At 47.7% G+C, this 20048-nt stretch carries 19 protein-coding genes; 4 read left to right on the top strand and 15 right to left on the bottom strand.

Annotated elements, in window-relative coordinates:
* On the bottom strand, nucleotides 1-1304 hold a 1304-nt coding region (locus tag BM415_RS25655), incomplete at its 3' end, for a beta strand repeat-containing protein (protein WP_244533504.1).
* A 297-nt stretch (nucleotides 1305-1601) separates the two neighbouring features.
* Between BM415_RS25655 and BM415_RS17160 the strand changes: the two genes are divergently transcribed.
* Nucleotides 1602-1856: a hypothetical protein gene (locus tag BM415_RS17160; protein WP_139237006.1), complete on the top strand. Its 255-nt coding sequence runs from the start codon at nucleotides 1602-1604 to the stop codon at nucleotides 1854-1856.
* Here BM415_RS17160 and BM415_RS17155 read toward each other — a convergent pair.
* The 10 genes from BM415_RS17155 to BM415_RS17110 form a co-directional block, all read right to left on the bottom strand.
* Entirely contained in the window at nucleotides 1834-3174 is a 1341-nt protein-coding gene (locus tag BM415_RS17155) for an MFS transporter (protein ID WP_091160126.1), read from the bottom strand. The genes BM415_RS17160 and BM415_RS17155 overlap by 23 nt on opposite strands.
* Nucleotides 3175-3235: 61 nt before the next feature.
* Nucleotides 3236-4408: a winged helix-turn-helix domain-containing protein gene (locus BM415_RS17150; RefSeq protein WP_091160124.1), complete on the bottom strand. Its 1173-nt coding sequence runs from the start codon at nucleotides 4406-4408 to the stop codon at nucleotides 3236-3238.
* A 131-nt stretch (nucleotides 4409-4539) separates the two neighbouring features.
* Nucleotides 4540-5334 carry an ABC transporter ATP-binding protein gene (locus BM415_RS17145; RefSeq protein ID WP_091160123.1) on the bottom strand — a complete coding sequence of 265 codons (795 nt, stop codon included), beginning with the start codon at nucleotides 5332-5334 and terminating at the stop codon, nucleotides 4540-4542.
* Complete coding sequence (locus BM415_RS17140) at nucleotides 5334-6269, bottom strand: ABC transporter permease (RefSeq protein WP_244533502.1); 936 nt, start codon at nucleotides 6267-6269, stop codon at nucleotides 5334-5336. The genes BM415_RS17145 and BM415_RS17140 overlap by 1 nt, the downstream gene beginning before the upstream one ends.
* A gap of 87 nt (nucleotides 6270-6356) precedes the next feature.
* A complete protein-coding gene (locus tag BM415_RS17135; RefSeq protein ID WP_091160121.1) occupies nucleotides 6357-7406 on the bottom strand; it encodes an ABC transporter substrate-binding protein in 1050 nt (349 codons plus the stop codon).
* A gap of 416 nt (nucleotides 7407-7822) precedes the next feature.
* Nucleotides 7823-8449, bottom strand: coding sequence for a helix-turn-helix transcriptional regulator (locus tag BM415_RS17130; protein WP_091160119.1), 627 nt, complete (start codon nucleotides 8447-8449; stop codon nucleotides 7823-7825).
* A gap of 41 nt (nucleotides 8450-8490) precedes the next feature.
* Nucleotides 8491-9384, bottom strand: coding sequence for an oxygen-dependent tRNA uridine(34) hydroxylase TrhO (locus BM415_RS17125; protein ID WP_091160117.1), 894 nt, complete (start codon nucleotides 9382-9384; stop codon nucleotides 8491-8493).
* 412 nt (nucleotides 9385-9796) lie between these two features.
* Nucleotides 9797-10627, bottom strand: a complete 831-nt coding sequence (locus tag BM415_RS17120) for a carbohydrate ABC transporter permease (protein WP_091160116.1) — start codon at nucleotides 10625-10627, stop codon at nucleotides 9797-9799.
* Nucleotides 10627-11493 carry a carbohydrate ABC transporter permease gene (locus tag BM415_RS17115; protein ID WP_091160114.1) on the bottom strand — a complete coding sequence of 289 codons (867 nt, stop codon included), beginning with the start codon at nucleotides 11491-11493 and terminating at the stop codon, nucleotides 10627-10629. The genes BM415_RS17120 and BM415_RS17115 overlap by 1 nt, the downstream gene beginning before the upstream one ends.
* Nucleotides 11494-11512: 19 nt before the next feature.
* Complete coding sequence (locus BM415_RS17110; protein ID WP_244533500.1) at nucleotides 11513-12751, bottom strand: ABC transporter substrate-binding protein; 1239 nt, start codon at nucleotides 12749-12751, stop codon at nucleotides 11513-11515.
* 389 nt (nucleotides 12752-13140) lie between these two features.
* On the opposite strand from BM415_RS17110, the gene BM415_RS17105 reads away from it, so the two are divergent.
* Nucleotides 13141-13665, top strand: a complete 525-nt coding sequence (locus tag BM415_RS17105; RefSeq protein ID WP_091160113.1) for a nucleoside 2-deoxyribosyltransferase — start codon at nucleotides 13141-13143, stop codon at nucleotides 13663-13665.
* Between the two features lie 107 nt (nucleotides 13666-13772).
* On the opposite strand, the gene BM415_RS17100 is transcribed toward BM415_RS17105, so the two are convergent.
* The 3 genes from BM415_RS17100 to BM415_RS17090 form a co-directional block, all read right to left on the bottom strand.
* Complete coding sequence (locus tag BM415_RS17100) at nucleotides 13773-14660, bottom strand: prenyltransferase (RefSeq protein WP_244533498.1); 888 nt, start codon at nucleotides 14658-14660, stop codon at nucleotides 13773-13775.
* Nucleotides 14661-14868: 208 nt separating this feature from the next.
* Nucleotides 14869-15357: a signal peptidase II gene (gene lspA / locus BM415_RS17095; RefSeq protein ID WP_244533496.1), complete on the bottom strand. Its 489-nt coding sequence runs from the start codon at nucleotides 15355-15357 to the stop codon at nucleotides 14869-14871.
* A 129-nt stretch (nucleotides 15358-15486) separates the two neighbouring features.
* A complete protein-coding gene (locus BM415_RS17090) occupies nucleotides 15487-16434 on the bottom strand; it encodes a nucleoside hydrolase (RefSeq protein WP_091160110.1) in 948 nt (315 codons plus the stop codon).
* A 248-nt stretch (nucleotides 16435-16682) separates the two neighbouring features.
* On the opposite strand from BM415_RS17090, the gene BM415_RS17085 reads away from it, so the two are divergent.
* Nucleotides 16683-17132 (top strand): DinB family protein, encoded by a 450-nt coding sequence (locus BM415_RS17085; RefSeq protein ID WP_091160108.1) that lies wholly within the window; start codon nucleotides 16683-16685, stop codon nucleotides 17130-17132.
* A 125-nt stretch (nucleotides 17133-17257) separates the two neighbouring features.
* Complete coding sequence (locus BM415_RS17080) at nucleotides 17258-18157, top strand: DUF6612 family protein (RefSeq protein WP_091160107.1); 900 nt, start codon at nucleotides 17258-17260, stop codon at nucleotides 18155-18157.
* Between the two features lie 142 nt (nucleotides 18158-18299).
* On the opposite strand, the gene abc-f is transcribed toward BM415_RS17080, so the two are convergent.
* Entirely contained in the window at nucleotides 18300-19958 is a 1659-nt protein-coding gene (abc-f, locus tag BM415_RS17075; RefSeq protein WP_091160105.1) for a ribosomal protection-like ABC-F family protein, read from the bottom strand.
* Nucleotides 19959-20048 lie beyond the last annotated feature (90 nt).

Below are 20048 nucleotides of genomic sequence, written 5' to 3'. Positions count from 1 at the left end.
CCGGCTGTGATCGTTGTGCCTAGTACACTCGTGATTGTACCTGCCGTGATCGTCGCCCCGAGCACATTCGTCAACGTCCCATCCAGCAGGTTCGTCAGCGTTCCGGCGGTGATCGTCGTTCCCAGTACGCTTGTGATTGTACCTGCCGTAATCGTCGCCCCGAGCACACTCGTTAATGTTCCATCCAGCAGGTTCGTCAGCGTTCCGGCGGTGATCGTCGTTCCCAATACGCTTGTGATTGTACCTGCCGTGATCGTCGCTCCGAGTACACTGGTCAACGTTCCATCCAGCAGGTTCGTCAGTGTCCCCGCGGTAATCGTCGCCCCGAGCACACTCGTTAATGTACCATCCAGCAGGTTCGTCAGCGTTCCGGCAGTAATCGTCGTTCCCAGTACGCTTGTGATTGTACCCGCCGTGATCGTCGCCCCGAGCACACTCGTCAACGTCCCATCCAGCAGGTTCGTCAGCGTTCCGGCGGTGATCGTTGTTCCCAGTACGCTTGTGATCGTACCTGCCGTGATCGTCGCCCCAAGTACACTAGTCAACGTCCCATCCAGCAGGTTCGTCAGCGTTCCGGCGGTGATCGTCGTTCCCAATACGCTTGTGATTGTACCCGCCGTGATCGTCGCCCCGAGCACACTCGTCAACGTTCCATCCAGCAGGTTCGTCAGTGTCCCCGCGGTAATCGTCGTTCCCAGTACGCTTGTGATTGTACCCGCCGTGATCGTCGCTCCAAGTACACTCGTTAATGTTCCATCCAGCAGGTTCGTCAGTGTCCCCGCGGTAATCGTCGTTCCCAGTACGCTTGTGATTGTACCCGCCGTGATCGTCGCCCCGAGCACACTCGTCAACGTCCCATCCAGCAGGTTCGTCAGCGTTCCGGCCGTGATCGTCATTCCCAATACGCTTGTGATCGTACCCGCCGTGATCGTCGCCCCGAGTACACTGGTCAACGTTCCATCCAGCAGGTTCGTCAGTGTTCCGGCGGTAATTGTTGTTCCCAGTACGCTTGTGATTGTACCTGCCGTGATCGTCGCCCCAAGTACGCTCGTAATCGTTCCCGCTGTAATGGTCGCTCCCATCACATTTGAGATGGTTCCATCCAGCAGGCTTGTGAGTGTTCCGGCCGTGATTGTTACGTTCGATATGCTCGGCATATTGCTGATTGTTCCGTCCAATATAACACCAATCAGGTTCCCACTTGTATCCGTTCGGACCGGATGGCTGACATTTGCATCATCAGTCCCGTAAATTAAACTTCTCAAATTATCCGGATTCAAATTAAAGGTTGAAAAGTTCGGCATTTCTCACATTGCACCTCCTTATCGCTTAACCAAGGGTTCACACATATAGAGTGCTACCGTACAGTATGCAAATGGAGGACACGCGGTAACGGCACAAGCAGAAATAGCACGCCTAACCCATTCATCATCGAGGACAACGATCAACTTATTTTAACATCTACATCATTTTCTCTTTCGCCATCTAGAGAGACAACCCAAACCCGTCCGTCAAGCTTCGCTTATATATAATCCAAGTTAGTCGTGAACGGCAGCTGCTCTATCACTGAATTGTTCAAAAATGCGAGGGAGGAGGATTACATGATGTATTACTCTGTATTCAATACAGCCAACAAGCCCATTTATGTACAGCAGACCAACACATATGTGTCTCCTGCTACTGAATTTATGCCTGATCTCAGCGCCGCCTCTGCCGGCAGGCTGTTTACACTTACTACAGGTAATGTCAGTGGCGGAGGCGCTAACTTGCTGCTTCAAGTCGTTAACCCGGCTCGCTTCTACAGCCAACGTGATGTGGTGGGAGGCTTAGTCCTTAATGTAATGCTTCCTGCTTAGATTCATGTTGCTCCTCGCTTATCACTTGGTGAACTCTCCACCACTTCCTTCCGAACAGCAAACCCATGAGTCCAATGATGGCGACGATTAATCCAATCCAGAAAAAGGCACTCCCGACACCTGCCAGCTCAATGATCGCCCCTCCTGCCAAAGGCGCAGTGACGAGCGCAACACTCATCAGCGTATTACTAATGCCGAATACGCGCCCTACCATTTCTGTGCTGCTCTCCTTCTGCATAATCGTCTGATTCGTGACCATGTACAGGCCATTTCCCAGCCCAATAACCAGTGAAAGTCCGGTGATAACCCACGAAGAACTGCCGCTTGGAATAAGTCCAAGCCCGGCAATCCCGAGGCCAATTCCCATCGCACCTGCACCAAGGCCAAACCGGTATTCTATATGCTCCTGCCTGTTCACAATGAGCAACATTATAACAGCACCCAGCCCAATTGCAGCTACCAATATGCCCAGCAACGATTCTTGATTAGGGGCAATCTCCCGCAGCAAAACAGTAAACTGATAATCGACCATCAACAAGGCCGTCAGGCCAAAAAAGCTATAGATCATCGTATGCAGCAATATACGATGCTGCATTAGATACTTCCAGCCTTCCTTCCACTCTTTCCAGACAGATCCTCTCTGGACTTGATTTCCCTTGGCTCCTCTGGACCTTACCGTTTCCATATATGGCTCCGCTACCGGCTCCGCCTTCTTCACATCATCTGAAGCATACCGAATCGTCCAGAGCATAACACAGGAGGCCATTCTTCCTGCTGCGCCTATTAGAATACATATCTGAGGTGTAAACACCACGAGAATCACACCGCCGAGAAGCGGGCCCGCAATTTTGGAGAGCTGGTTGACCAGCCCGTTAAGCGACGTCGCTTGTAGCAGCTCCTCATCCTTAACGACCTGTCTTGTCATCGCCTGCTGGGCTGGCATCATGAAGGTCGACACGGCAGACCGCAGCATGAGAATCGGGATAATCCAGTAAATACTCGGTGCAACGAGCAGGCACAGTGTCAGAACAGCGCTTAATAAGTCACACAGCAGCATAAGTCTTACCTTGGGCACTCGATCCGCAATCGTACCCGCGAGTGAACCGAGTAACAGACCCGGAAGCGCCATGGCGACAGGAACCATTGCCAGTGTCATCGGGGTTACGCCCCACCGATATACGAGCAGCACCTGGATGGCAATGGCATCAAACCAATCGCCGAAGGAAGCTGTCGCATAGGCGCAGAACAGCCTTCTAAATATCTTGTTTGAGAGCAGGCCTCGGCTCTGCAATTTAATATTCAACCGTTTTTGTAGCATAACGTTCCCCCGCTATAATTGGATTTACATCCGAGCATAACGGGGGAATATCAGAGGAATATCAGACAGAAGACAGCAAACTTTGAATTAGGTAGAAGCAGGCTTCTTTTCGCGAGGTATAGTGGTGTTGATTGTCCAGATCTTGAAATATGCTCAGCAGCTTGGATGTTAGACCTGTAACCGCCTTATCCGCCTGAACAGGAGGATGCAGTTCCATATAATACAAGAATTGACGCACAGACAGCAGAATGTGAGGCACGAAACCGGATTGACTGTAAATTTCAAGCGCATCGTCCACCGCTGCTGAGGCCTCCCTGATGCGTCCCTGTCGGTAATGCCACATTCCCTGCATATAGTGAAACCTACAAATTTCCCGAAGGTAGGGCTTATGTTTGAGCGATCGGCTGATCTCCTGGATACTGTTCTCGACTCTGGCACAATCCGCTTCATGAATATACAGGAGCAGCTCAGATAACATGAGTGGAATACGAAAGCTCTCCAAGTCGTCCTGCTCGTCAAGCAGTCGGTAGGAAGCCGTAATTCGTTCTTCAGCTTCGGAATACATGCCATTCTCGGCATAGAGATCAATGATATTTAAATAGTACATTTCCCTGTGATATGCTGGCTCTAGTCTGGAATGCAACAGCGCCTTCTGGCAGAGCTGAAGCCCTTCCTGAGGAGACGCAATCACGCCATACAAGATTAGGAGCCAGTACAGCCTGTCTTCAGCCTTAAGGTCATCACGGCTCATAAACCAACTGAGATCACCACCCAGAAAGTGCAAATAGTTCTCGTAGAAAGGGGCGACTTTGATCCCGAGCGCCTCCTGCTGAGCGATCAGCGTGGTGATGGATTTGCCTTGACCGAAGAGATGATACTTTTGAAATAAACTATAGACCGCCGACTGGAGCTCCGAATCTGCCATCGAAGGATTGAGGGCATTTAAGGAATGCTGGGCAGCCGTAAGACGGTATCCCAAGCCTCTAACGGTATGTATTTTAATTTCCGGGATGAAGGAGAGCTTCTTGCGCAGCCTGTAGATGTGGTCATCCACCGTTCGTTCTCCGGGATATTCAAGCGGCCATACCTGGTCCAGCAAATGCTCCCGTGTAAAGGTCTTCCCCTGGTTCCGATACAGAAAATAAAGAAGCGCGAACTCCTTGGACAACAAGGCAGCCTTTCCACCTGGACCACTTACGGTATAATCTCCTTCATGAAAATAAATGTGAGCCATGCTCGTTCACCCCTTGCCTGAAGCTGCTTCTATTGTATATCGGGCGAGCCAAAAATTGCACGCAGCACGTCAAGAACCCCCTGCACGATCGATGCGTGAGGGGGCATAAGAGAGATCTGATACATATATCATTAACCGAGTACAACCCGGTCATCTGACAGCTTCGTTCCGCTGATTCTCTCAAACTCCTGAAGCAGCTCCGGTACGGTTAATGTCTTCTTGCGTTCCGCATCGACATCAAGGATAATCCGGCCTTTATCCATCATAATAAGCCGGTTGCCAAGCCTGATGGCCTGCTCCATATTATGGGTAACCATCAGTGTGGTCAGATTCATCTCACGGACCAGCGATTCGGTAATATTCGTAATCAGCTCTGCTCTTGATGGATCAAGCGCAGCGGTATGCTCATCCAGCAGCAGAATTTCCGGCTGGGTGAATGTCGCCATGAGCAGGCTGAGCGCCTGACGCTCACCCCCGGACAGCAAGCCAACCTTAGCTCGTACGCGGTTCTCAAGACCGATCCCGAGCTTCTCTAGCTGCTCTTGAAACAGTGCCCGGGTCTTCTGGTTAATGCCAAAGGACAAGCCGCGGGATTTCCCGCGCCGGTATGCCATTGCCAAATTTTCCTCAATCGTCATCATCGGTGCGGTCCCCGCCATCGGGTCCTGAAACACCCGGCCGATCCACTGACTGCGCTTGTATTCAGGCAGCTGGCTGATCGTCTGATTCCGAATCTGCACCTCGCCTGCATCCGGCTTCATAACACCCGATATAATATTCATCAGAGTGGACTTACCTGCGCCATTACTGCCGATTACCGTGACAAAATCTCCTTCATACAAGGTTAAATGGGCATCCATAAGCGCAACCTTCTCATCCACGGTACCTGGGTTAAACAGCTTAGACACGTGATTGATATGCAGCATTACAGGTCACCTCCCATTGATTTTCCACCAGTGCCTGACAACAGCTCTGTCGTTCTTCGCCGCGCCATGCTCTTCTGGCGAATATTGCGCTGTACAGAAGGAATAAGAAGCGCCAGAATAACGATGACAGCCGTAATAATCTTCAAGTCCGAAGTTTCAAATCCAGGGACTCTCAAGGCGATCATAACGACGATACGATATACAATGGAGCCAATGATAACGGACAGTGTCGCAAGAAAGATGCTTCGCTTGCCCACGATCGCTTCCCCGATAATAACCGATGCCAGTCCAACGACAATCATCCCGATTCCCATGCTTATATCTGCAAACCCTTGATGCTGCGCGAGAAAGGCACCAGATAAAGCCACCAGTCCATTCGACAGACTAATACCGATTAGCTTGGTTGTATCGGTATTCGCTCCAAAGCTGCGAATCATTCGTTCATTGTCTCCTGTTGCGCGGAGAGCGAGACCCAAATCTGTTTTGAAGAACACATCAAGCAGCACCTTAATAACGAACGCCACAATAAACATGAACAGTAGAACAGACATACTCGAGAAAATATTATCGATATTTAGCAGAGATATGTTCGGTGCACCCAAGATTCTCATGTTGATCGAATGCAGGGCAATCATCATTAGAATCCCGGACAAGAGACCGTTGATCTTACCCTTTGTATGCAAGAGACCTGTACATGCCCCGGCGATCAGCCCTCCTCCAAAGGCTGCGAGTGTCGCAAGCCAAGGTGAGAAGTCATTCGTAATCATAATGGCAGCGATTGCCGCCCCCGTAGTAAAGCTCTGATCCACCGTAAGATCCGGAAAATCAAGAATGCGAAACGTAATGTATACACCAAGAGCCATTAATGCATACAAGAGTCCCAGTTCAATGGCTCCAGGAGTCGATTTCAGCAGACTAAACATCGTTTCCAACATGTGTTTTCCTCCTATTTACCAAAAAAACAGGGTGGTATGTCGTCCACCCTGTTTCCGAGCATTCAGCATACTAGCGTAAAAAATATATTACTCGATAATGTTGTTCTCTTGATCCTCTACCGCTGCCTTCATCTCATCCGTCACTTCAATTCCTTGTTCTGCAGCAGCTGCAAGGTTAAGAATAAGATCAAGCTTGTCTGGCACGGTAACCTCAAGATCTCCCGGATTCGTTCCGTTTTGAAGAATATCCGCCGCCATCTCCCCTACTTGGTAGCCATGATCATAATATTTGAAGCCAACTGTAGCAAAGGCGCCCTTCTCTACCGTATCCCGGTCACTGGAGAAGAACGGAATGTCATTGTCATTTGCCGTCTTGATAATAGTATCCACCGCACTTACGACCGTATTGTCCAGCGTAATATATAATGCGTCAACGCTGCCTACAAGCGAGGCGGCAGCCTGCTGAACCTCGGAAGTATTCGTAACTGCTGCTTTCACCAGCTCAATGCCATGTGCAGCAAGTGCTTTCTCTGCATTATCAGCCATAACTACAGCGTTCGGCTCGCCCTCATTAAGCACGAGACCGACAGATTTAATATCCGGTAATTGAGCCGCGATAAAGTCAGCCAGCTTCACAATCGCCTCCGGGTTCGTATCTGATGCACCCGTTACATTACCGCCCGGCTTCTTAAGGTCCGATACGAGTCTGGCATCCAGCGGATCAGTTACAGCTGCAAACAATACCGGCTTGTCCTTCACCTGGCTTACAACAGCCTGTGCGGAAAGTGTGGCAATGGCGAGTACAAGATCACTATTGTCAGCTGCGATCTTCTGAGCAATGGAGTTGTTATTCGCTGCATCCGCCTGTGCATTGTTATAATCAATCTTTAGATTCTCATCCTCTACAAGCCCTGCATCCTTCAGTGCTGCGATAAAGCCTTCTTGTGTTGCATCCAGTGACGGATGCTCCACATATTGAGAGATTGATATGGAATAGGTTTTCCCTTCTGCTTCCTCTCCGCCCCCAGTGCCTCCAGTACCTGCTGAACCGGAAGTACCCTCAGGATTGTTACCGCATCCCGCTACCAGCGCAATTGAAGCCGTTACCAATAATGACATCCACCATTTTCTGCTCATTCCTGCTTCCCCTCTCTTCATTCACATTCTCTGTCCTACATTTCATTAGACCCATTCCAATTCCAGCTTCTTGTTCGCACATTTTAATTCCATATTATTCCTCTAACATGCGGTGTCACATAATAGCATTAGCGCTTTTATATTTAACTGCACTAAAGTATTTAAACGCAGAACATGCTGGATTATGGATATAATTGACGTGCGGTCGATATAACTTTTCCCTAATATTAAGGGCGCTTGTACTATTCGTCAATTAATACTTTTACTGCGAATCAATCTCATAACTCATTTAAAAGATGAAATTGATTCTGTCATGTAAAAAAAGAAGCATCCGGCGGGCAATTCCGCCGAAACGCTTCCTCAATAAGCTTATCATCCTTCTAAGATACTTCGGCCAGTCAGCCTAAGTATCGATATTAAGACATCCCAATCTTATAAGTGCAGCATCGGCCGCCCTTGGCAAGACATTCCGTACGGGAGACCGAAACCTCAAGCAGGGATTGGAACAGCTCCAATTCACAGCGGCAGGCCTGCCCGTAGGCATCTGCCACTTCAGAGATGGGGCAATTATATTCTTTCAGCACGAAGCCCTCTTCCTCTTCCATATGCTCGGTCATATAGCCGTTGTCATTCTGGATGCGAGCAAGAGATTGAACCCTGCCAGACAGGTCCTTGCCCTTCATCTCAGAGGCATACCGTTGGTACAGCTTGTTTCTTCTCCGCTCAAACAACAGGTCGATCATCTCTTCACCCGACTCCTCGGTGAGCTCTCCCAGCAGATCAAGCGTTATCTTCGGATACGTCTTCGGAAACAGCCCCTCTCCAAGCTCGGTAAGACCAAATACTGCGGATGGACGACCGGCAGTCTGCCGAATTTCGTTAGTTGCGATATGTCCATCCTTCTCGAGTGTCGCCAGGTGCCTGCGGACGGCCATTTCCGTAATGCCCAGTTCAGCTGTAATTTCACGAGCACTTAAGGGACCTTGAACCTTCAGCATATGAAGGATTCGCTGACGTGTGGACTTCTCTTTTGGCACGCGCATTACAACCACCTGCTTTCATGTCAGTGAAGGTGCCGATCTGATTAAGATATAGCCTTCGCGTGCGCCTCTTCCCGGCAAGCATCGGAGCAGAAATGCTGGTGCTCTTCTTCACATGCCTCACAAGATACATACTGGAGATTGCATGTCGGGCAGTTCACATATTGGTCATGCGTTGTTCCGCAGTGGTAGCAGGAAGCAATGACAATATCCTCTTCCGTACGATTAATCGGCACCGATATTCTTTCGTCGAATACATAGCATTTTCCGTCAAACAATCTGCCTTGTACTTCCGGGTCTTTACCGTAAGTCACAATACCGCCCTCAAGCTGTGCTACATCCTCGAAGCCTTCTTTGATGAGAAATCCGGTCAGCTTCTCGCAGCGGATACCGCCTGTGCAGTAAGTGATGACGGTCTTGTCTTTGATATCGCCCAGATTCTCGCGAATCCATTCCGGAAATTCACGGAAGGACTTGACGTCTGGACGGATCGCACCGCGGAAGTGGCCGATCTCATACTCATAATCATTGCGGCCGTCGATTACGACGACATCATCGCGTTGAAGATGCTCATAGAATTCTTTCGGGCTGAGGCGTTTGCCGCCGATCACATTCGGATCAAGTTCTTCTTCATAACGGAAGGTAACGAGCTCTTCCTTATGACGAACAAACATCTTCTTGAATGCATGCCCTTCGACTTCGTCAATCTTGAACCAAATATCGCTGAACAGCGGATTGGCTTTCATGTCGTTCATATATTGCTCGGTCTGCTCGTAGGTACCGGATACAGTGCCGTTAATTCCTTCTTTGGCAATCAGAATCCGCCCTTTGAGACCAAGGTCTCTGCAGTATTTTAAATGTTCCTGTGTAAAAGCCTCAGGATCTTCAATCTGGACAAATTTGTAGTACAACAATACACGATAATTAGAATTACTCATTTTCTTCATTTCCACCTGTCTTTATTTATAGTTCCAAGCTATGAATTAGACGAGGATTTTGCATAAATCTCAAAACATAACAAGCAATCGATCATACAAACCGAATTATGCAAAATCCAAAACTTGAATTGGATTTTAATTAACCCGGATCATTTCATCCTGTCTATTGTAAACGACAAGAAGCAGCCGCAAAAAAGGGATTCCCTTCCGCCGCTACCGTCAGTTCTCGGGCAATTTATATATTAAGTCTATAAAAACAGCGAAGCTTAGTCAATATTTATGTATCAAAAGGGGGATAAAGCTTGCTGGAAGAGCATCCGTTTTTTTCTTCATACACATGAGGATGTTGCAAAATCCTAACATACAAAAACACCAGGGAATCATGTGATTCCGCTGGTGCTCTTATTGTGAATTAAGCTTTGACCGAGCCTTGAGTTACACCATTGATGATCCATTTCTGTGCGAAAATATAAATGAGGATCATCGGTAGCATCGCCATTAGGTAAGAAGCAAACGCCAGGTTGAAGTCGGTATTAAACTGTCCTTGGAAGATGTACTGCACAAGCGGCAGCGTATATTGATCCTGGTCGCTGATCATAATGAGCGGCAGCAGGAAGTCGTTGTAGGTGGACAGACAGGTCAGAATTCCGACCGTTGCACTCATCGGAGCAAGCAGCGGGAAGATAATCCGCCAGAATGTGCCCCATGTCGTTGCTCCATCGACCTTGGCTGCTTCTTCCAGAGCGATTGGAATAGAGCGGATATAGGCTACATAGATAAATACGTTGAAAGCAAGCCCATACACCGTATGCAGCAGGATAAGTCCTACCAGATTGGTCATCCCGAGATTAGAAGTTAATTTAACGACAGGCAGCATAATAATCTGGAATGGAATAAACATCGCACTGACAAAATAGAAGTACAGCCCTTTAAAAAATTTGTGGTTCATGTTACGCGCAATCGCATAGGCTACGAGCGAGTTGGTCAGCAGCGTTAGGACGACTGTCGATATCGTCACGATCGCACTGTTGCCCAGTGCATTGAAGAAGCCTGTCATCTCGATGGCACGAGAGAAGTTATCCCACTGGATATCTGCGGGAAAGGAGAAGACGGACTGACGCATCTGCTCCGGATTTTTGATCGCAATCGTTAACGTCATGTAGAGAGGGAACAGGATCACAATCGTACCGAGCGCGACGAGCAGCGTAATCGGCCAATTGGTGCGTGAGCGTGATTTTTTCATTACATGTCACTCTCCCTTCTCTGCAGGAATCGAAGCTGAATAATCGAGATAAAGGCAATCAGAATGAAGTAAATGATGGCGTTCGCTGATTGATAAGCAAATTCGCCGCCTTCGAAACCGCCGGTATAGATTAAGTGCGCGATGGATTGTGTTGCCCGTCCTGGCCCCCCGTTCGTCATGGCTACGATGAGATCGAAGACCATAAGAGAGTTCTTCATGGCAAGAACCATGTTGATCGTAAAGAATGGAGCGATGAGCGGGAAGGTAATACTCCAGAATTCGCGCCATTTGCTGGCTCCGTCCAGATTGGACGCTTCGTACAGGTCCGTAGGAATGGTCTGCAGCCCCGCAAGATATAAAATGGTGTTAAATGCAATCCCTTGCCAGATCGCAACCGAGACCACTCCAACCCAAGCGAGGTCCTGACTACCCAAAATATTGGTTGATAAAGCGGTAAGTCCTAAGTTCTCGCCCCAGATTGGGAATACGTTCGAGAACAGATAATTGAAAATATATCCGACAATCAGAATGCTCAAAATGTTGGGAAGGAAATAAATCGCCCGAAAGAAATTTCGGTATTTGATCTTTGCATTCAATCCCAGCGCAATCAGCAAACTGATAATGTTAATGAAGATGGTCGCCACAATAGAATATTTAATGGTAAATCCGTAAGCATTCCACACGTTCTCATCTGCAAACAGATTAATATAATTTTTAAATCCAACCATATCATATTGATCGCCGAAGCCGTTCCAGTTCGTAAATGAGTAATACAACCCTTGCAATGCAGGCAGGGTCATAAACACAAAGAACAGTGCTACGGCCGGCAATGTCATCCAGTAGAACGGAGTAAGCCGATTCTTCATGTTTGTTCCTCCTCGTATCCTATCTTCGATTTGCTACCTTATCCCACTCTTCATCCAGCTTATTAAGATAAGCATCAATGTCCCCCACCTGCAAAAACTCCTGTACGATTGAATTCAGCTGTACAGCAGATGGAATGTAATGGTCAGCAAAGTCGGTGACCTGGCCGCTCTCGATATAAGGAAGAATCTCGGCTACGCTCGGATCATCCTGCGTTACTCCTTCTACTGCCGCAAACAAATTCTGCTCGTCAATATATTGCTTCATGTTATCTTCACGCAGCAAAAATTTGATAAATTCAACGGCCTCAGCCTGATGCTCTGTATCTTCAGAGACCGTAAGCAGCGTGTCAATTCCGTTAACCAGCTTGATCTCTTCAGGGTCATTCCCGGTCGGGAAAGGGAAGAAGCCGATCTCAATATCCGGATTGGCCTTGCGTATCTCTGGAATGGCCCATGTGCCTTGGATATACATGAAGGCCTCTCCGTTCGCGAAGGCACGGTTGCCGTCCGCATAGGTCTTGCCAAAGTTGTCACTATGCCCGTAATCGAGAATCTTCAGCTGCTTCTCAGCTATTTCGCGGTAACGCTCCTGGAACGTAACTTCACCTTCTCTGCGCTGCAGATAGAAGTCGATCCCCTCCAAGTTCGGTGCAAGTGAGTTAAAAGCAAGGTTCGTCTGCCAGTCGTCTTTATAAGTCAGGTAAAAAGGTACTTTTCCTGCAGCTTTAATTGTCTCAGCTGTCGCGATGAGCTCATCCCAAGTCTTCGGAACCTCAAGCCCCATCTCGCGGAACAGCATCTTGTTATACATGATACCGTTTGCATTTGTTGCAAATGGAATCCCTGTAAGCTCTTCAAGACCGCTTACGTCTTTAACCATCTGAATATAGCTCGGATTGATCAAGTCGATCATTTCCTGATCGGTCTGTTCCATGAACACACCGCTCTGAGACAGCATGGAGAATGTATCCGTAGCGCCCAGCGCCATAATATCCGGAACATCATTCTTTACAAGCCGGGTCTTCAGCACCGTTTCTGCATCTGGTGGATTGACCTGCGTCACTTCAATTTCAGACTGCTCCTGATTGAATTTTTCGACAAGCTTGTCGAATGATTCTTTTGCCTCAGGCTTGTTCTGGAAGAATTCAATTTGGACTTTGCCAGATGCCCCTTCACTGTTGCCGCATGCGGTAAGCATTAACGCTGCTCCACCGGCAATGAGGAGCATTTTACAACGCTTAAGCCATTGAAATCTCATGGTGTACCCCCTCTATCCTGTTCTGATAAAAGTGCTTACATTTCCACTCGGTGTAAAGCATAGCATACTCGTTTTTAATAACCAATGTCTATAAATGTCTAACTTTATAATTTATGTATATCGTTCCATTGAAGTCTTATCAATCGAAACCGATTTCGATTGACCAGAAAAAAAACGAGTGCTATTTATTAAACAGCCTGCTCCCCCTTTTAAACACAGGGGTGATAATTTTGTATAAATTCCCATGAAACAAGTTATCCACTCATAACTAACTAATGCCCAATTTTCTGAAATAATATATTCAGCAGCTCCACCCATCAGAGGGGTGATATAATTGGTTCTATAGCATTCCCAACGTCTGATGAAGAAAGTGAAGGTGCAACAAGAACATGAACTCCGTAGAAACAAGACCTCTTCGTATTTATATGGCTGGCTTTGAGGTATTCCGTACCGATGCTTCCGAGCTGGGACTACAGATGAAGGCACTGTGTGCTGAATATGGATTTGAAGGTATTTTTCCGCTAGACAAGGATATTAAGCCCCAGCCTACACGGCATGAGACTGCGGTCGCTATATTTGAAGGTAATGTGAGACTGATTGAAAAATGCGATATCATCATCGCCAATCTGAATCCCTTCCGCGGACAGGAGCCGGACTCCGGCACGGTATTTGAATGTGGGCTTGGATACGGACTCGGCAAGAAACTGTATGCTCATGTTCTTGATGGACGCACAATGGGAGAGAAGCTGGCGCCTGCGACAGATCCTGCGACAGGACTATACGAAGACGGTATGACGATTGAGAACTTCAATCTGCCGAATAACCTGATGCTCAGCATTCCCGTTACCATTGTCGAGGGGTCATTAGAGGATTCACTGAAGAGACTGCGCGCAGATCTGGGTATGAATGCCTGAGTCGTCTCTCTATATCTTTCAGAGTCAAAAAAAAGAACGTTCGTCATGAACGTTCTTTTTTATTTAGCTGTCATCATATCAGCCAAGAACCGGACAATATGGCTATATTATATTCCTGAAATCAATAGTCCAATGCACATAATCAGACCACAGAACACAGAGGATTGCTGAGAAGCCCCCATAAGCGGAAGGTAGGCCTCAGACGGATTTACTTTACCCAAGGATCTATACACTTTGTACATAGGGATGACAGAGACAATGGCTAGAAGTCCATACACAGGCAATGCACCAAACACGACACTTACAATCAATAGTACATAGGCTAGAACTGTCATTATTTTGGACAGTCGCAGCGCACGCTCTTCCCCCCACATCACGACCAGCGTTTTCTTGCCAATCTCACGGTCCGCACGCCAATGCAGAAAATGATGGTTAAACAGCAGCATCGTGGTCAGCATTCCGACAGGCAGTGACAAGAGCAGTGGTGCAACCGCAAATTCACCTGTCTGTACATAATAAGCTCCAAGCACAGGCAGTACCCCGAATGAAATGAAGATACCGATCTCGCTGTAGCCTTTGCCGCGGTATCCAAATTTAATCGGAGGAGCAACATAGAAGTAAGCGATAAGCGCACCAATCAGTGCAAGTACCAGAATCGGCCAGCCGCTGACAAGGGTCAGAATCAGCCCGCACACGGCAGCCAGAATAAGAAATCCCCATGTAATTGCGGCAAACCTCTTCTCAGACATCGTACCCGTAGTCAGGAATCCAGAATTCGTCGAAATCGCACCTTCCGTTTCAGCCGCCTCCGTATCTGTTCCGTTGCGGTAATCCCACAGATCGTTAACCATGTTCGAAAATATATGAGCAGATACAGCCCCGACCAAGGTCAGCAAGAACAAAAGGAAGTTAAATTCCTTATCGAACGCATAGGCTGTAATCGTGCCAAGAACAACAGGAACAATCATGACCGTCACTGAAAAAAATCGGGTCATTCTTCTAAAAAAAGTCCAGTTACTCATGATGTATTTTTTGAGCCTCCTAAATATGACAATAATCTCAACACTTTGTGACAACGTTCACACAATGTTTGATTATACACCAAATTAGCGGAGTTGTAAGCGGAAAATTTTGCGGTTCGGTACTTTGGGAAGGCAGGGCTTGCGTTTAGTTGCTCGGAGAAGTCCTTTGTGAGCACAAGCGTCAAAAGTGTGGTCGCTGCACCCTCCGGGATCTCAGCCAGTCAAGTCCGGCTCCTGCGATAAACAGCAGCACACCCACATTTAAGGCCACATCTGCAAAGTTCAGTATTCCGCCCTCTTCCGAAAATTTAAGAAAATCGGTTACCGTGCCTCGGAGGAATCGATCTACCATGTTCCCAGCCGCACCTCCGACCAGAAAGCCCGCACCTACATTCATCAGCCGACCTTGAATCTCTCCCTTATGCCTGTAATACAGAATCAATAGGATAAAAACAAGAGCAATTACACCAAATAATCGCGCATACCCCTGAAACAGGCTAAATGCCATTCCCGAGTTCTCATAATGCTCGAATTGATAGACCAGCTTTCCGACAGGAATCACTTCGCCAATGTCCATATACGTTCGTACCCATAGCTTGCTGGCCTGATCTATTATCAATATAAGGATTGCCGTAATATAAAATAATATGATTTTCCACCTTCTTCTCATCTCTTGCCTTCTTCACTTTAACACAGCCGGTCTGTGCATATCCAAATTCTGCACATCCATTTTACTCACAGCAAAAAAGGGCTCCTTCTAAAAGTTATGGAAGCCCCTTCCTGCTGGTCACCTATTTGTTTATTTAATGGATGAGAGCACATCTAACAGCATTCGCTTGAAGGCTTCGCGATCGATCTCTTCGCATACACGTACATTCGCTGCCTGCCCCAGCCGTCCATTAATATCTACCACACTGTATCCTCTTGTATACTGACCGCCCACTTCAACATCTACAAAGTATTGGCCGGTTCTTGTCATGATCGACTCGTCTGCAGCAGCGGCCATTAGCAGCGTATCCGGGTGCGTCGTTCCAGAAAGCCTGTGCACCGACTTGTTGAACTGCATAACGACCTTGTTAATATCGCTAAAAAATCGAGCCCCGGAAGTACCGAGTGCCGCAATCTCCTCATGATCCTGATCATCCATGATCGAGTAACGAGTGCACATTTCCCAGCCTACCATCGTCATAGGAATACCGGAATGCAGCACGATCCGAGCTGCCTCAGGATCTGTATAGAAGTTATACTCTGCTGCAGGCGTGATGTTACCCAGCGAATTGTTGGCTCCGCCCATAATATAGATATGAGGAATTAAGGGAGCGATACTCGGGTCCTTTTGAATAGCCATCGCAATATTGGTCAGTGGCGCGATGGCGAGAAGATGAATCTGCCCCGGATTCGCATGCACCGTTTCAATGATATAATCTACCGCATGTCCTGTTTCGGGGCGCTGTTCTGCTAGTGGAAAATGTGCCCCTCCCATTCCGTCATCTCCGTGTACATCATCGACATAACGATGCTGTCCTGAGCCTAGTGTAAGCATTGGACGCTCATAGCCCTTATATACAGGCACTTGGCCGCCTTTGCCCGCAACCTGAACCGTGTACAGCGCATTCTCGACCTCTTGATTGAATTCAACATTCCCGCCCGTAATCGTAATTCCCTGCACGTCAAAATAACGAAGAGCCGTTAGAATCGCAATCGTGTCATCTCCAGCAGTATCTGTATCAATAATTACTTTCTTCATATGTAATTCCCCCTCACGTGTCTTGTTCATGTTGCCGCCATTCATTATTGAACCATTATAACGTCACGGCCTGCAAGCTAAAAATAACGTATGCTTCATAGCATCTCCCACACACAAATGACTTCAATCAGGTAAGTTTGCAATTAGAAGTTTAAATCGCTAATATCTATAATAGATTTGACTCACCTTTTTGATGAACTATGAAATAGAATCACATAAATCATTTTTTATAAATTGGAGGTTTTTGTATGTTAAATATGGATAGCTATACACGGCGTTGGTTGACCCATCGTGAGGTCCTACATAAGCTGGTCACTCTGGATCAAGCCAATCTTGTTCACTTTACCCCATGGGAAGGTGGAATGAGCTACGGAACTCTTGCCCTGCACATCGCCAGTTCTACGCAGATATTCGCGAATATGGTTATCAAAGGAGAATTCACTCCTTCTCAGAACAAAGATGAATGGAGTACGCTCGAAGACGTACAACGTCTTGTGCATGAGTACACGGAAGCGACGAAGGAGCTTCTTGGGTCCATTACAGACGAGCAGCTGCAAGCAGAAATTTCGTTCTTCGGTAAGACTGCGCAAGCTCATGTATTCTTAAGTAATGCGCTGGATCACGAGATTCACCATAAGGGTCAATTACTAACGTATGCGCGAATTGCAGGCGTTAAAGAGCTGCCTTTCTTCATGTAAATTTAATAGGTTATGTGTTTCACCCAATATCCGAGTCATTCGACTCGGATATTGTTATATTGACTGATTCACATACCTTTTTTATGGGTAAATATGGAGACCAACTTTCTGGGAGGTCTCATATTTTGAAGAAATGGAAATGTTCAATCATCGGGATGATCCTCGTCCTTATGCTGGCTGCCTGCGGCACAGAGAATCAGGAAGTCACACCTACGGATGAAGCAGACACAGGAGCGACAACAGGCGCAGATAACATCGAAGAATCAACAGAGCCGCCCGTAGAAGAAGCGTCAGGTGAAATCCCAACAGCCGAAGAGCTTCTGAAGCAAGTGTCTGAGTCCAGCAGCAGTATTGAGAGCTACTCTATGGATACAAATATCACTCAAAATATTACGATGGCTGTCGAAGGTCAAGAGCAGTCTCAAGATGTAGAAATGAACATGAAGCAGGACATGGTTCTCTCGCCAATAGCGGTTTATCAAGAAATAACCACCTCTATGCCAGAACTAGGCGGCGATCAAGAGATTATGCAATACATAACGGAGGACGCGATCTACTCACAAGTGGATGGTTCATGGATGAAGCTCCCTCAGGAGTCCATTGGCCCATTAGTCGAGCAATTTAAGGCTCAAGGTAGTGCTGCCGAACAGTATGATCAGCTGAATTCCATCGCAAGCGAGATCGAGGTGACGGAAGAGGAAGATGTGTATTGGTTAAAAGCAAATCTATCTGGCGATGGCGTTAAGGACTTGGCTCAAGAAATGATTGCACAGCAGGGTGCGGCTGATCCGCAAATGGCAGCCATGATGGAGCAGATGGATATTAAGAGCATTGATCTATCCTACAGTGTAAACAAGGATACTTATTATCCTGCCGATATGACCTACAACATGGAGATGAGCATGGAAATGGAAGGCCAAAATGTAACCATCGTTATGGCAATGGACGGCTCCTTCTCCGAGTATAATGAACTGGATGGAATTGAAATTCCACAAGAAGTTCTTGATGCTCCAGCAGCACAGTAATGTCGGCAAGCTAGATTTCTGAAAAAAACAGCGAACAAACACCTTCTATACAAGAGCGATCCGGCAAAGTCAGCATTTGAAGCTGCTTGCCGGAAGCCTGCTTTGAAGGTGTTTTTTGTGCTGTAACCTGAATGGATTCAGCTTAAGTTACAAATGATGCACCATCTTCTTTTTCTTTTTTCTTCTCTGCATAGTAATCATAGTTGCCAAGATACACCTTGAGAGCCCCTTCATGCAGCTCCCATACCTTCCCCGCTAGCCGATTGATGAAATAACGATCATGAGAGATAGCCAGCACGGTCCCTTGGTAATCCTCGAGCGCTTCCTCAAGCGCTTCCCTTGAAGAAATGTCCAGATGATTGGTCGGCTCATCGAGCAGCAGAACATTAGGCCTATTATTCACGAGGACGGCGAGCCTGAGCCTCGACCACTCTCCGCCTGACAGCTTGCCGATCTCCCGAAACACATCAGGTCCATAAAACATATACTTCGCAAGGATTCCTCTTGCGGCGCCTTCCTCCATACCTGCCTCTTCCCGAAAAAATTCAAGCACCGTCTTCTTGGGCGCCTTCATCTCTTCCTGCTGAGCAAGATAGCCGATCGTAACCCCGCTGCCCCATTCAATATATCCCTCATCTGCCTGTTCGTCACCGAGCAGCAGCTTGAAGAAGGTTGATTTGCCAGAGCCATTGGTGCCGAGCAGGGCAATTTTGTCCCGAAATTCAATCATTCCCTCCACATCCTGAAGAATCCGTTTATCCGCGAATTGTTTACACAGCGCTTCAAATAGTAACACGACCTGTCCGGAACGATCTCTCGTCCCCAGATCAAAGGAAGCATGCTTGGGATTCAGCACCGGCCTCTTCACCTGTTCGATTCGAGCCAGCGCTTTACGGATGGAGGCTGCACGTTTGAAGAACTTCTCATTCCCGCCAATCCGTCCCCATTCCTCGAGCTGACGAATCGTTTCTTTCATCTTCTTGACCTGCTTCTGCTGCTCCTGATATTCGGCAAACTGCTGCAGTACACGCTCCTCCTTCATACGGACATAGCCGGTATAACTGCTCAGGAATGTGCTCGCTTCACCATCTTCTATCTCAACAATTTTGGTCACAACCCGATCGAGGAAGAAGCGATCATGCGATACAATAATGCACGCCCCTGAGTATTGCCGCAAAAATTGCTCCAGCCACTCCATCCCCTTCAGATCCAGATGGTTGGTCGGTTCATCGAGTAACAGCAGCTCCGGCTTCATAATCAGCTGAGATGCGAGCACAATCCGGGTCTTCTCCCCGCCGGATAGTGTGTCGAATGGCCGAGTATACATAAATTTCATAATGCCGAGCCCTGTCGCCACCTGATCAATGCTTGCATCGATCTCGTAGCCTCCACCTCGTTCATACTCCTCCTGAAGCACAGCGTATTTATGCAGCAGCCGTTCAAGTGAGTCTGGATCAGCTGCTGCAGCCGGATCACTCATTCGCTGCTCCATCCGGGACATCTTCTGCCGGCAGTCAGCCAGTCTGCTGAAGCCATGCGACAGCACCTCGTAAACCGTCAGCTTCTCAAATGCAACGGGAATCTGCGGTAAGTACCCGACGCGGGCTTCCTTTTTCACCGTAAGCATACCGTCATCCGGCTTCTCTAATCTTGCAATGAGTGACAGCAGCGTTGATTTGCCACTTCCGTTCGCACCGATAAGGCCTACCTTCTCGCCTTCATGCACTTCAATAGTTACGTCTGCCAGTACCCGATTGGCACCGTGATATTTTTGTATGTTTTGACCGTTCATTATAATCATTTCTATGGATCCTCCTATGGTGTAGAAGACCCTGACCTTAGCCGCAAAAAAAAAAGAGCCGCGGGAACAAGCCCCGTGACCCTTCTTCGG

Origin of the sequence: Paenibacillus sp. 453mf (assembly GCF_900116105.1) — a bacterium.
GTDB lineage: Bacteria > Bacillota > Bacilli > Paenibacillales > Paenibacillaceae > Paenibacillus > Paenibacillus provencensis.
The sequence above is the reverse complement of the archived record's forward strand: the minus strand, read 5'-3'. Positions and strand labels throughout refer to the sequence as shown.